Source organism: Candidatus Brocadiia bacterium (genome assembly GCA_041658285.1).
Taxonomy (GTDB): domain Bacteria; phylum Planctomycetota; class MHYJ01; order JACQXL01; family JACQXL01; genus JBBAAP01.
The window spans coordinates 35,102-47,568 of record JBBAAP010000005.1 but is presented as its reverse complement, the minus strand read 5'-3'; the positions used below and the strand labels follow the sequence as shown (position 1 = coordinate 47,568).

The window sequence follows — 12,467 nt, the reverse complement described above, 5'->3', positions numbered from 1 at the left end:
AATAAGTAACGCATCATTTAAATTCCAGCTTAATCAGCATACTTATAGCTTGGGGATTCGATGTAGTCAACAAAATCATTGACAGCGTCCGGAAATTGGCTACGATACACCCAATAATATAGAAAACTTGAGTGAAAGGAAAGTTGTAGCGGACCGGCCAACTAATAGACTATTAAAAGAAAGGAGTTTTATATGCGCAAGACCTTGAAGAAATTTCTCTGGGCGTTGTTGTTCATCGTGGTAGGCGGAGTAATCCTGATGTCCAATTACGGGATGATTTCGGTCAGCTTCGACCTGGCCAAGAACTGGCCCATAATCCTGATTGCCTGGGGGCTGTTGAAGCTTCTGGACGTCTTCTTCGGCGGACACAAAGACTCCGACAAGAAATAAGCCAGAACCAAAGTCAAAGCAAGAGCGAATTAAGTATGTGACGCCCCCTCTGATGCGGGGTAAACTCCGCGCCCATGCCTGTCCCGCCACAGGCGGGAGCGCCCTAATCACCGACGGGAGGCCGAATGCGGCTCTGGCGCTCAGTGTCCCCGGGATTTCACCGTCCTTGTAAATCTAAAACACCATTTAGCCAGAACACCATCCAACTCCGGCGAGCAGACACAATTGCACCTTGGAAAATCCTGATTGGGTATAGGTAATCCGGCAAGGGTGGGCTATGCCCTGCCAGGCCGTGATAGGGTAAGGCCAGGAGTGTGTGTTGAGAATTCCCGATAGGCGGTCTATATAATCACAAGCCGTGAGCAGGTGAGGCCAGGGGTATGTGTTGAGAATACCAAGGATACCGGCTATGTATCCACAAACCGCGATAGAGTGAGGCCAGAGGTGTGTGTTGAGAAGACCCAGAATACCGGCTATATATCCACAGGCCGCGATATGGTAAGTCCGGAGAGGTGTGTATACAACTCCAGAGAGGCGGTCTATATAATACCAAGCCGTGATATAGTAAGGCAGGAAAGGTGTGTATACAATTCTCAAGAGGCGGTCTATATAATACCAGACCGTGATAGGGTGAGGCCGAAGAGGTGTGTATAGCAATCACAAACCACCCTCTATGTTCTGCCAAGCCGTGATAGGATAAGACAGAGGGGGTGGGCTACTACCTCCGGGGGTGCTGGTTATACTTGCTCACTACTACTCGCTATTGCTAATTTATACTTGACTTTACCTCTTAATAATGGTGTTTAGGTCGTTCAGATATGGCTAAATTAATGAGTATAAAAGAGGCGGCTGAACGGCTAGGTATTTCGATATTCACCGTACGCCGGCTGATTCAGAGAGGTCAACTACCGGCCTCTAAGATAGGCCACCAGTGGCGGCTTGACCAAGACGCCCTGGAGTTGTATATCAAAAGCCGCTCCAGCTGGTCAGGCGATATCGCCCTCAGCAAACTCTATTTCCGGCCCGAGGTCTTGAACCAGTATCACCAAGATGCCAGATACTATGTCCAACAGGACGGCTCACGTGGCCGGTTAGGATTAAAACAAGAACAGAAAACCCTGCACGCCTTCAAATCAGTACAATGGGCCGCAGACAAGAATAAAAAATACAAATCATTGGAAGACGCTGAAACACGGCTGTTTATAGAATTATACTTCTGGCAGGTCAAACTAAAATCCGGCACGGACGCGCTAATGGTCAATCCGAAAGAATTCTACCGGATACCCGAAGCCGAACAGCAAAAATGGGCTAACTACCTGATACCCAATCCGCAGGTATAATATTTTATATAAAATAATTGACATTATTTCCGGTTTATGCATAATGGCACCCCATTATGACAGATTACAAGTTCCAATCAAACAGGATATCCCGGCCAAAGCTGCACAGCTTCGCCGATGCCACCGCTCTGTCATCTGCCCGCGTCAATTCCCTGTCAGTCAATTGGTGGTCCGCCTAACCGGACCAAAATCATTACTTACATATTCCGCCTATTTTTCGTAACCCCAAGCTTTTGAGCATCGCCTGATGCCATTGCCTGGATTGTTAACTAAATAAACTACAAGCTAAGGAGTAAAATCCAATGAACAGGATAATGTTATCGGAGCAGGAAATGCCGACCCAGTATTACAACATACTGGCCGATTTGCCTGAGCCGCTGCCGCCGCCACTGAACCCGGGCACGGGTCAGCCCATCGGCCCGGCCGACCTGGCGCCGATATTCCCCATGGGGCTGATTAAGCAAGAGGTGTCTACCGAGAGATTCATCGATATTCCCGATGAGGTGTTAGAGGTTTACCGGATGTGGAGGCCGACGCCGCTGGTGCGGGCTTATAACCTGGAGCGCTATCTGGGCACGCCAGCCCGGATATATTACAAGAACGAGAGCGTTTCGCCCACCGGCAGCCACAAACCCAACACGGCCGTGGCACAGGCCTATTACAACAAGGCCGAGGGGGTTACCCGGCTGACTACCGAAACCGGAGCCGGCCAGTGGGGCTCGGCTTTGTCTTTCGCCTGCAACCGGTTCGGGCTGAAGTGCACGGTCTATATGGTCAAGGTCAGTTACCAGCAGAAGCCTTACCGCAAGTCGCTGATGCATCTGAACGGGGCCGAGGTGCACGCCTCGCCCAGCAAGCTGACCAACGCCGGCCGCAAGATACTGGCGCAGTCGCCCGATTCTCCGGGCAGCCTGGGCATCGCCATTTCCGAGGCGGTCGAGGACGCGGCCAGCCACCCGGATACCAAGTATTCGCTGGGCAGCGTGCTTAACCACGTAATGCTCCACCAGAGCATCATCGGGCTGGAGGCCAAGAAGCAGTTGAAACTGGCCGGCGAGACACCCGATACCATCATCGGCTGCGTGGGCGGCGGGAGCAACTTTTCCGGACTGGCCTTCCCGTTCGTGGCCGATAAGCTGTCCGGCAAGAGCCAGGTCAAGCTCCTGGCCGTGGAACCGCTGGCCTGCCCGTCGTTGACCAAGGGCGCTTACGCATATGATTTCGGCGATACCGGCGAGCTGACGCCGCTGCTAAAGATGTACACGGTCGGGCATAAGTTCGTGCCGGCCAGCATCCATGCCGGTGGACTGAGATATCACGGCGACGCGCCGACCCTGTGCCTGCTGGTCAACAAAGGCGTGGTCGAAGCCGTGGCCTATCGCCAGAAACCGGTGTTCGAGGCGGCCATGACGTTCATCCGAACCGAAGGAATGGTGCCGGCGCCGGAAACGGCCCACGCCATCCGGGCCGCCATCGACGAGGCGCTTAGGTGCAAGCAAACCAAACAAGCCAAATGCATCGTCTTCAATTTCAGCGGACACGGATATTTCGACCTGGCCGCTTACGACCAGTTCCTGGAAGGCAAGCTGGAGGATTACGAATGTCCGGAGGCCGAGATAAAGCGCAACCTGCGCGAAATAGAGGCACTGGTCAAGAAGTAAAAAGCAGAAAGACAAGAATCAAAAGCACATAGGTACATAACTGGGGCGCTCCGCAAGGGGCGCCCCTTTTTATTTATATGCCTTAGGAACTATTTATCCCCTACCCCCGGCGCTTGAGCTTTCAGGTCTTTACCGAGCAGCGCGAACCAGACGGTGCCGACCAGCCCGCAGGCGGAGGCGACCAAGAAGTTGGTCTGGGGCGAGATATTCCATAAAAAGGCGCTGCTCAAAGCGGCCATAGCCACTATCACGTCGCGGAACAGATAATATGTGCCGAAGGTGATGGCCTTGGCATCCTCGGGCGCCAGGTCCATTATCAGCGCTTTCCGGGTCGGCTCGCCGAATTCTTTCAGACCGCGGACGATAAAAGCAATTATTAATACCGGGAATGTCCGGGAGAACAAAAGCACCAGCGGAAATACCGTGAAGAATCCGAAGGTGATAATGACAAACGGTTTCTTGGATGTCCGGTCGGCCAGGTAGGCCACGGGGATGTAAACCAGCATGGCAGTGGCCATTTCCACGGTAGTGAGGATGCCGAAATGGAATGCGCTCAAGCCGATGTTGTTTACCACCCAGACGACCACAAAGGCGTAGGGAATTTGTTCGGCAAAACGGATGAGAATGTCGGAGACCAGCAGGTTACGCAGCGCCGGGTTGAAGTTCTTGAACAACCCGCCGGCAGGCTTGACTGATTTTACTTCAGCCTTTTGGGGTTCATCACTTTCCATATTCTGGCAGTTTGAGTGTAACGAATTACTGCCAGGTATAGTCGGCCGTGCTCCTGAGTCGCATCCGCCTTTGGCGGACAACTTCACAGGCGGCCGATCTATAAAAAACCACTGGACGATGATGGATATCATGGCAAGGCCTAAGGCGGCGCCGAAGGCGATGCGGACGCCTTTGACCATGCCATAGTTGCCTATGAGCAGTCCGCCCAGGATGGGCCCGAGCGCCATCGGGATGCGGCGCACAAAGGAATGGACCGTGACGCCCATAGCCCGTTTGTCTTTGGGAACGGCCTGCGATACCAGGCTCATTACGGCCGGCAGTGAAACGGCCGTCCAGGATATAAAGAATATCGAGCCGATTAACACCGCCTGCCAACTGGGGGAAGCAATGACGATGGCGTAGCCGAACATAGCGATGAGGGTGAATATAATCAACGCTTTTTTATGTCCGAGCCGGTCGCTTATCCAGCCGCCGGGCAGTGAGTAAAGCGCGCTGAGCAGGTTGTCCATGGCGTTGAGGAAACCGACAACGATGGTTGAACCGCCCAGCGCGAGGATGTAAATAGGCAGGAAGCGTTCGGCCATCTTTTCGCCCAGCCCGATGAAAACGACCATAATCACCATGGCGGTGATGCTGGCGTTGATGCCGAAGAAGTCTATCAACCGCCTAATGTTGTTTTTGGGCATAGGTTTATTTTTAGAAACCTTATTAAACCGCTGAAAACACTGAGCACTCTGAATCAAACACAGTTTATGCTAAAGGGGCGGCTGTAATCAGCCGCCCCTTATTCCATGGTCTGTGGTCTATAGTCTATAAACCCAACACTGCCAGAACCTTGTCAAACAACTCCTTGGGTATGTTGGTGATAGCCAGAACCTGGTTGCCTTTCTTGGCGATGTAGTCAACGGTATTTTCCGGGGTGTTATACCGGACGAAATTATCGCCTTTTTCCGGCGCGTATTCGCGTTCGATATGGTAAGACAGGCTTTCGAAATATTCGTCGGCGTCCTTGGCGCTGTCCCAAACGCTCTTATGGATCACGAACATCTGCCTTGACGAGGCGTTAAAATATCCAACATAGGTGTCGCCGCCCCAGCCGGCCGCGGCTTCTTCGGCCAGCGGTCCGGATTTGGGCGTGGTCATTAACTGCAGTCCCATGACGAACTCACCCTGGGTGTCAGTTTCCGAGTTCTTCCAATCCGCACCGAGCGTCGAGCTCAGGTCGGCTACGGTAACCTTTACGGGCGGGTCGTTCTGGGCCATATATTTGTCGGCGTGCAGGACCTGTTCGGTCGAAGCCGGCGGATTGGCGTACATGGCGTTGACGCCTTCCCAGCCCTGAGCGTCCTTTATGGCCTTGACGAATCGGGCGGCGGTGGAATAGCCAAAAGCGCCCATGCGCATAGCGGCTTCGCCCTGTTTGGACCCATCATAGTTGGCCGGGCCCATCATTCGCCACGGCGCGGCTGATTTAATCATCATTTTGGCCATGCTTTCGGGCATGCATTCGATGAATGTCAGCGTCGCATCACCCTCTATCAGAGCGGTGAAGGCGTAGCGCTGGTCAATGGTTTTTTTGGTCTTTTCACGGTCGCCGGTGCCGAAAAGCTGGTCTTGCAAGGCGTGGAATGTCTCGTGAATGCGAGTGCCTTTGAACTTGACCGGGTCAAGCCCCTGTTTGAGGTATAACGTCTTGTCGTCCCAGCGGTAGAAACCCAGGATGGTGTCGGAATCGCGGCCGCCGCCGTAGGCGCGCTGGAATTGATCCGGCGCCATAATCTTGTATTTAGGCTCTTCTTTGTACTTGATACCGCGTATGGTGGCTATCAGATTCAATGCCTCTTTCTGAGCCATTTCGTCCTCTGGCGTGGGTGTGATTTCCACGATGGCCGGTATCAACGCCATTACCTCCTTGTATTCGGGCGTACCACGATAGGCGGCCAGGTCCGGATCGGCGTCAATGGCCTGACGATTGTCGTAACCGCTCTTGATAGCCTTGGCCAAGTATTCCATGGTCGGAGCCTTTTCATTCATCAAAGCATAGGTACAGGCGATGTTATAATAGGTAGTCGGAATCATGGGGTGGTCATTCTTTATGACTCCCAAAATATCCATAAATAACTTGAGAGCCTTGGGGTAATCGCCGGAAACGATGTTGTTGACACCTTCGGTCATAAGCCGGTCGGCCAGTTCTTCGGTTTCCTTATCCGCGTCCGGTGGCGGCATTTTAGCCTGCTCGGTCTGGGCCATCATTTTAGGCGGCGGCGCAGCCTTGGCGGCCTTATTGCCGGCATTGGCGCAGCCGATATAGGACAACATCAACCCGGTGGTTACAAGCCCGGTTAATACCCAGTGCAATTTCTTCATAGGTTCCTCTCTTTCTTTTTATATTATAATAAAGCCGGCAAAGTTAACGCCGGATGGTTTACTTTCTGTAAATGGGCGATGATTTCTTCCTCGGTATTGGCAATGGTTTCGTCGGCTATCTTGTCGAGCAGGTCGGGCGCGCCTTCCTCTTTGGCCCGGGGGTCGAACAGCGGCCGGATTTCGTCCTTTAGCATCCTGGGCATCCAGACTATCCGCTTCGGCCCGTCCTCGGCCACCAAAAACTTTCTACTGACGATGTAGCGTTTACTGAGTCCGATGAATCCGGGCACCTGCTGTCCACCGCCGACCGTGCCGGCCAGCGTGGAGAACTTCATGCCCGACGGGGTCATGCCCGGGAACTCGCGGTTGACAATCATAACCCCATTAGCGGCCGGCAGGACCACGGCGATGCATTCGAAACAACCGCACGAGGTCATCGGCTCCTGCATGATGCTGTAAGCGCTGAAACCCTTGAGGTTTTTGCGCGAGCTTTCGTAGACGAAGTCGTTGACGCCCTTCCACTGACCGAGCCGGGCGTCAATTAGGTCGCCCTTGAGCACCGGCTGGTTGGCGCCGCGGGCGTTAATCTGGTAAGCCGCCTTGCAGGTGAACCAGTTATACGAACCGCACAGCCCGGTCCGTTCTGGAGATACGACGCAAACGTGGGTCGGCGCAAAGCTCTGGCACAGCGTGCAGGAATAGAACGTGTCGACACTTTCGTCGGTCATCGAGCCGATACGCTCATCGCGTTTCTTGTAAGCGACCCGGGCCGTGGCACGCCATTTCAGCACCTCCGGCTCGGTGGTGTATATCTTGACCTGGATTTTATCGATGATGGTGCCGAATTCGTTATGGAACTGGGCGTGCAGGATGGTGCCCAAGTGTGCGATTTTGAAGCCCTTGGCCTTGGCTTCCTTGCTTATGCGGATCCAGTTGATATCACGCTGGCCCATATGGAAGATGCCCTGGGCCTCGTTGATGAAGTTGTGCACCCGGCGCTCGATGACCGGCTCGAAGTCCTCCTGCATCTGGCGCCCGGCCACCTCGACCACAATCCCTATGGGCAATGCCGAACCTTCGGGCACATCGTCGATTTCCGGGCCGATGACCTCTATTTTGTTGTCGGTCACCTGGTTGATATCCTTCATCATCACGAACTCGAATGCCGGAGTACGGTTACCGCCCATCTCGACGTGGGTATCCTCGCCACGGATGCGTTCGCCTTCGAATGCCGGGCCGTAAGACACCGGAATTGGTATCTTGGCCACATGTATCTTCAGCCCGCGCACCTCAACGGCCTTCTGGACCATCTGGTCCGGTTTGACCGGCGAAACGACGTGCTCGTAGGTGCACACGCCCGAAGGCAGTATCTGTCCGATATCCTGTTCGGAAATGGTCGGGAATCCGAAGTTAATAGCACCGGCGGCCTGGGCGTGCTTTTCGTCATCGACATCGCCGAAGGCTAGGACAAATGCGAAAATGCGGTTCTTGTTATATTTAAGAATGCGGGTATAGTCACCCGGCCGGACGCCGCCGAAAGACAGCGCCGCCCGTGTGGCAAATCCTAGGGCGTGAACGGTGGCGGTAACGTCGCCGCCGAACGGCACCAGACGTGTTTCCCAGCCCATCTGGATACCGGCCTGGCGGAGCTGGTCGGCCATACTCTTACCATCGGTGGCGGCGGACATAAAGACGTATAGGTTTTTCTCCTGCAGTTCGCGGGCGATTTTGACGGCTATTTCCGTAGTCGGACAGGCGCCGACAATGGCCGCGAATCCGGGCGCAGTGCCGTCCACAAACTCGACCCCGCGCTTACGCATGATGACGTCGTCAGCCGCGCCCAACCAGAAATCGCCTTCTTCAGGACAGTTCTCAAAGACGGCGTAAGGCACCGGGTCTTCCAAATATTTAAGGGCTTCTATGATTTCGTCGGCGAATAAGGCGGCCATGCCGCAGTCGAGCGTATGCCCCAGATAAGGCACCCAGGACTTTTCGGCCGGTATCGGATGAAGCAATGCTTTGGCCTTGAGAAGCAGTTCAGGCATATCACCCAATTTGGCGATATTCAAGCCGAGGATTCCGTGCGAGATGGGCAGGTAATAACCGGTATTGGGAAGCTCGACCTTGCGGTCCGGCCCGAATTTGGACAAGGCAACGTTCAGTTCTTTTTCCGCCCGGGCTACTAATTTATGAGCGCCCCTGATGGCGCGCGTGGCTATCAGTTTGGACATATATTATGTAATAGCTATACCTCTAACCCTCGCCGGGCTTCCATATCAAAAAGAACCCGCTCTTTCTTGCTCTGGATGCCGAGCGCCTGGCGTTTCTTGTTAATATGGTCTATAATCAATGCCGCCATCTTGCCGGCGTCGGGCTCGAATGCCCATCTGCCTTTGTAGATGCGGTCGTATTCTTCGAAGAGGTGCTTGCTCAGTTCCGGGCTGGCCGTGGTCGGCCAGGTGACGCCGAACCCGACCAGCATACCCGAGGCCACGAAATACTGACCGATTGCCAAAGCCTTTTCGCTCATCCATTCTGGGGCGCATCCGGCCACCGGCAAATCAGAGATATCAGTGCCCAGACCGCCTTCGCGAACCATCTCGGCGCAGGCGACCAATATCCGGCTGTTATCAACACAGGCGCCGCAATGAAGCACCGGCGGCATACCGACCGCGGCGCAGACCTCGGCCAAGCCCTTGCCGGCAAACTTAGCGGCTTCGGGCATGAGTAGCCCTTCCTTAGCGCAAGCAATAGCCGCACAGCCGGTCTCAACCACCAGAATGTCATTGCCGATGAGTTCCTTAACTAAATCAAGATGAGACTTATCGTGAGTGGTCCGGGGATTATTGCATCCGACCACACCAACCACGCCGCGGATGCGGCCGTTAATGATATTGTCGTTAAGCGGGCGATACGACGCCCGGAACGAACCGCCCAGCATATAATTAATGGTTTCGTGAGAGAAGCCGGCCACCACGTCAACCTTTTTGTCGGGGATGTGAACGTTCTTTGGCCTCTTAGGATAATTTTCCACGCCCAGACGAACGATACGTTTGGCGGTATTAAGTGCGTCGTGCTCGTGGAATTCTATATGCTCCGCGCCGGGCATCTTGGCCTTGGGCGAGGTTGATATTATCTTGGTGTGAAAACACTTGGCCAGCGACGGCAGAGACTGCATAACGCACTGGATGTCGACAATCATGGCCTCAACCGCGCCGGTGAGGATGGCGATTTCCTGCTGGAGGAAGTTACCGCCCATGGGAATGCCGTGGCGCAGGAGTATTTCGTTGCCGGAACAGCACATGCCGACCAGATTGATGCCTTTGGCTCCTTTTTGCTTGGCCAGAGCAATCATTTCCGGGTCGTGGCTGGCCCGGACTATCATTTCGGCCAGTAACGGCTCGTGGCCGTGGACGATGATATTGACTTCATCTTTCTTAAGCACGCCCAGGTTGACCTCGGTCCGGACCGGCACGGGCGTGCCGAACATTATGTCCTGCAGTTCGGTTGATATCATCGAACCGCCCCAGCCGTCAGCCAATGCGCAGCGCGAAGCCTGGAGCATGATATTCTTGTATTCCATATCCACGCCTATGGCGGTACGGTGAAGCATCTCTACTATTTCCCGGTCTATACCGCGGGGCGCCACGCCCAGCTCTTTCCAGAGTTGCTGACGTTTTTGGGGCGCTCGTTTGAGCAGGGTCTGCTCCCCGTCCTGCTTACTGAATTCAGCCAGGCATTTTACGCCGAGTTCTTGGGCGATGTCGTCTTTGGCGCGCGAGTCGGTCTTGATACCGAAGTCATTAGCCAGTGCGCGGAGCTTGGCCTCGTCTTTTATCTCGTAGCCGGGTACCTCTTTCCGTGAGGCGGCAATAAATGTCTGGGTAACTTGGCGGCCGTGGTCCGAATGAGCGGCCGAACCGGCGGCTACGGCCCGGGCAAAGTTGCGAGCGGCTACGGTATTGATGTCCGCACCGCAAACGCCTCTCTTGACTATGGAGTTGTCCGCCGAAGGCGGATCCGCCTTTGGCGGAAACCGGCACGGGCCCATATAGCAATGCTTGCAGCAGGCGCCACTGGCCCCGATCGGGCAGGGTTTAACCTTTTCGGCCCGCTGAAAGGCCGTGTCCATATTGCCGGAGCAGTCAAGCATCTCGGCAGTGGCCTCACAGGCGGTCCGGTTATCAGATTTATTGCCCGAACTCATGCATTATCCTTTCGCTCCAGCGCCGTCAATATCAAATCTATAGCGCTGATAACTTTGTGGTCAGTCATATCCCTGTAACCTTTGGTATCCATCTCCTTTATGGAAACAGAAACAGGTATCATACCAATTATTCCCAAAGAATCAAGATTATTGAGGATAAACTTTTCGTCATCCGGCGATTGTATTTTATTGCCGACGACCCTGATATTCTTGATACCGATATCTTTGGCCAGCGATTTTATCTGATGTGCGGCCCGGATACTCCGGCCCGACGGTTCGACTACGGTTATCAGGCAGTCGACCGAATCGGCGGTGCTCCGGCCAAGATGTTCGATGCCGGCCTCCATATCCACCACCACGCGTTCATCGCGGTTGAGAATAATGTGCTGGAGCAGGCTCCGGATCAGGGTGTTTTCAGGACAGACACAGCCGCTACCGCCGCTGGCCACACCGCCCATGACGATAAGCTTAACACCGTTATGCACAGTGGCGATTTTGTCGGGCAGATCGCTGACCGTGGGGTTAAGCTTGAATATCTGTCCGGACTTGCCCGGCTTAGCACCAGTGCGTTCCTCTATAAGTTCAACCATCTGGCTTAAGGACATTATTTTATCCGGGTTGGGAAATCCCAACGCGCCGGCCAGCGAGGCGACTGGATCAACGTCAATAGCCAAAACCTTAAAGCCTTTATCCATCCAGGCCCTGGCAATCAATGCCGACAGTGTTGTCTTACCAACACCGCCCTTACCGGTAATGGCTATTTTCATAGGTATTATTTAGTTGATAATCTTTTAGCCGCTTTGACAGTATTGACCATAAGCATGGCAATGGTCATCGGGCCGACACCACCCGGCACGGGCGTGATGGCCTTGACTTTTTCCTTGACCTGCTCAAAGTCAACGTCACCGCAGAGGCCTTCAGGCAGGCGATTGACGCCGACATCAATGACGACCACGCCGTCCTTGACCATATCGGCGGTAATGAATTTCGGTTTGCCGATAGCCGCTACCAGGATGTCGGCCCGGCGGGTGACCTGACCGATGTCGCGTGTCCCTGAATGGCAGATGGTCACGGTAGCATTTTCGGCCATCAAAAGCAGTGATACCGGCTTACCGACGATATTGCTCCGACCAACCACTATTGCCTCGGAACCGGCTATCGGAATATTATTCCGCTTGAGAAGCTGAATGATGCCGTGCGGCGTGCAGGGCAAATACATATTTTCCGCCTCGATCTCGCGCATACTCTTCTTGGACAAAAGTTTGCCCATATTCATCAGGTGGAACCCGTCCACGTCCTTGTCAGGCGAGATAGCCAGCAGGATTTTATCGGAGTTGATATGCCCGGGCAATGGCAGCTGGCAGAGGATGCCATGAACTTTAGGGTCGGTATTGAGTTTCTTGATTAAGGTAAGCAGTTCAGCTTCGCCAACATTCGTGTTGAGTTTATGGTGGAGCGAGGTAATACCCAGTTTCTCGCAGATTTTTATCTTCTGGCCGACATAAACCTTGGAAGCCTCGTCTTCACCGACCAGGATGGTAGCCAAGCAGGGATTAATGCCTTTGGGTTTTAAACCTGCAATCTCGTCTTTTAGCTCCGACTGAATCTTTTTGGACAGTTCCGAACCGGATATGATCTGAGCCATAATAATCTCCTCTCATGAAAAGTGCCAAATAAATTAATTAACCAAATTATCATCGGCAGTCAAAGAATACCGGTCCGAAAATTAATAAACCCTAAACCGCTTGGCCGCAAATTAGACATATAAAT

General features: G+C 53.9%; 10 protein-coding genes. 4 read left to right on the top strand and 6 right to left on the bottom strand.

What is annotated here, in order from left to right; translation table 11 throughout:
* Positions 1-192 precede the first annotated feature (192 nt).
* The 4 genes from WC980_06505 (at position 193) to WC980_06490 (ending at position 3,391) form a co-directional block, all read left to right on the top strand.
* Complete coding sequence (locus WC980_06505) at positions 193-390, top strand: DUF5668 domain-containing protein (protein ID MFA5794698.1); 198 nt, start codon at positions 193-195, stop codon at positions 388-390.
* Between the two features lie 818 nt (positions 391-1,208).
* The gene (locus WC980_06500; protein ID MFA5794697.1) at positions 1,209-1,730 is read left to right on the top strand and encodes a helix-turn-helix domain-containing protein; all 522 of its coding nucleotides are present in this window, start codon (positions 1,209-1,211) and stop codon (positions 1,728-1,730) included.
* A gap of 56 nt (positions 1,731-1,786) precedes the next feature.
* Entirely contained in the window at positions 1,787-1,909 is a 123-nt protein-coding gene (locus WC980_06495; protein ID MFA5794696.1) for a hypothetical protein, read from the top strand.
* A gap of 123 nt (positions 1,910-2,032) precedes the next feature.
* Positions 2,033-3,391: a TrpB-like pyridoxal phosphate-dependent enzyme gene (locus tag WC980_06490; GenBank protein MFA5794695.1), complete on the top strand. Its 1,359-nt coding sequence runs from the start codon at positions 2,033-2,035 to the stop codon at positions 3,389-3,391.
* Positions 3,392-3,480: 89 nt separating this feature from the next.
* Here WC980_06490 and WC980_06485 read toward each other — a convergent pair whose 3' ends face one another.
* The 6 genes from WC980_06485 to folD all read right to left on the bottom strand — a co-directional run bounded on the left by WC980_06485 (position 3,481) and on the right by folD (position 12,342).
* Complete coding sequence (locus tag WC980_06485) at positions 3,481-4,809, bottom strand: MFS transporter (GenBank protein ID MFA5794694.1); 1,329 nt, start codon at positions 4,807-4,809, stop codon at positions 3,481-3,483.
* A 124-nt stretch (positions 4,810-4,933) separates the two neighbouring features.
* Positions 4,934-6,490 (bottom strand): hypothetical protein, encoded by a 1,557-nt coding sequence (locus tag WC980_06480; protein MFA5794693.1) that lies wholly within the window; start codon positions 6,488-6,490, stop codon positions 4,934-4,936.
* Positions 6,491-6,513: 23 nt separating this feature from the next.
* Entirely contained in the window at positions 6,514-8,721 is a 2,208-nt protein-coding gene (acsB, locus tag WC980_06475; protein ID MFA5794692.1) for an acetyl-CoA decarbonylase/synthase complex subunit alpha/beta, read from the bottom strand.
* 14 nt (positions 8,722-8,735) lie between these two features.
* On the bottom strand, positions 8,736-10,697 hold the full coding sequence (cooS, locus tag WC980_06470; GenBank protein MFA5794691.1) for an anaerobic carbon-monoxide dehydrogenase catalytic subunit: 1,962 nt from the start codon (positions 10,695-10,697) through the stop codon (positions 8,736-8,738).
* On the bottom strand, positions 10,694-11,464 hold the full coding sequence (locus tag WC980_06465) for an AAA family ATPase (protein ID MFA5794690.1): 771 nt from the start codon (positions 11,462-11,464) through the stop codon (positions 10,694-10,696). Before WC980_06465 ends, cooS begins: the two co-directional genes overlap by 4 nt.
* Positions 11,465-11,469: 5 nt before the next feature.
* Positions 11,470-12,342, bottom strand: a complete 873-nt coding sequence (folD, locus tag WC980_06460) for a bifunctional methylenetetrahydrofolate dehydrogenase/methenyltetrahydrofolate cyclohydrolase FolD (GenBank protein ID MFA5794689.1) — start codon at positions 12,340-12,342, stop codon at positions 11,470-11,472.
* Between the last annotated feature and the right edge of the window lie 125 nt (positions 12,343-12,467).

Excerpts from the sequence above, each read along its gene's own strand:
- WC980_06505 (MFA5794698.1), top strand. The coding sequence starts at position 193 with ATGCGCAAGACCTTGAAGAAATTTCTCTGGGCGTTGTTGTTCATCGTG.
- WC980_06500 (MFA5794697.1), top strand. The coding sequence starts at position 1,209 with ATGGCTAAATTAATGAGTATAAAAGAGGCGGCTGAACGGCTAGGTATT.
- WC980_06495 (MFA5794696.1), top strand. The coding sequence starts at position 1,787 with ATGACAGATTACAAGTTCCAATCAAACAGGATATCCCGGCCAAAGCTG.
- WC980_06490 (MFA5794695.1), top strand. The coding sequence starts at position 2,033 with ATGAACAGGATAATGTTATCGGAGCAGGAAATGCCGACCCAGTATTAC.
- WC980_06485 (MFA5794694.1), bottom strand. The coding sequence starts at position 4,809 with ATGCCCAAAAACAACATTAGGCGGTTGATAGACTTCTTCGGCATCAAC.
- WC980_06480 (MFA5794693.1), bottom strand. The coding sequence starts at position 6,490 with ATGAAGAAATTGCACTGGGTATTAACCGGGCTTGTAACCACCGGGTTG.
- acsB (MFA5794692.1), bottom strand. The coding sequence starts at position 8,721 with ATGTCCAAACTGATAGCCACGCGCGCCATCAGGGGCGCTCATAAATTA.
- cooS (MFA5794691.1), bottom strand. The coding sequence starts at position 10,697 with ATGAGTTCGGGCAATAAATCTGATAACCGGACCGCCTGTGAGGCCACT.
- WC980_06465 (MFA5794690.1), bottom strand. The coding sequence starts at position 11,464 with ATGAAAATAGCCATTACCGGTAAGGGCGGTGTTGGTAAGACAACACTG.
- folD (MFA5794689.1), bottom strand. The coding sequence starts at position 12,342 with ATGGCTCAGATCATATCCGGTTCGGAACTGTCCAAAAAGATTCAGTCG.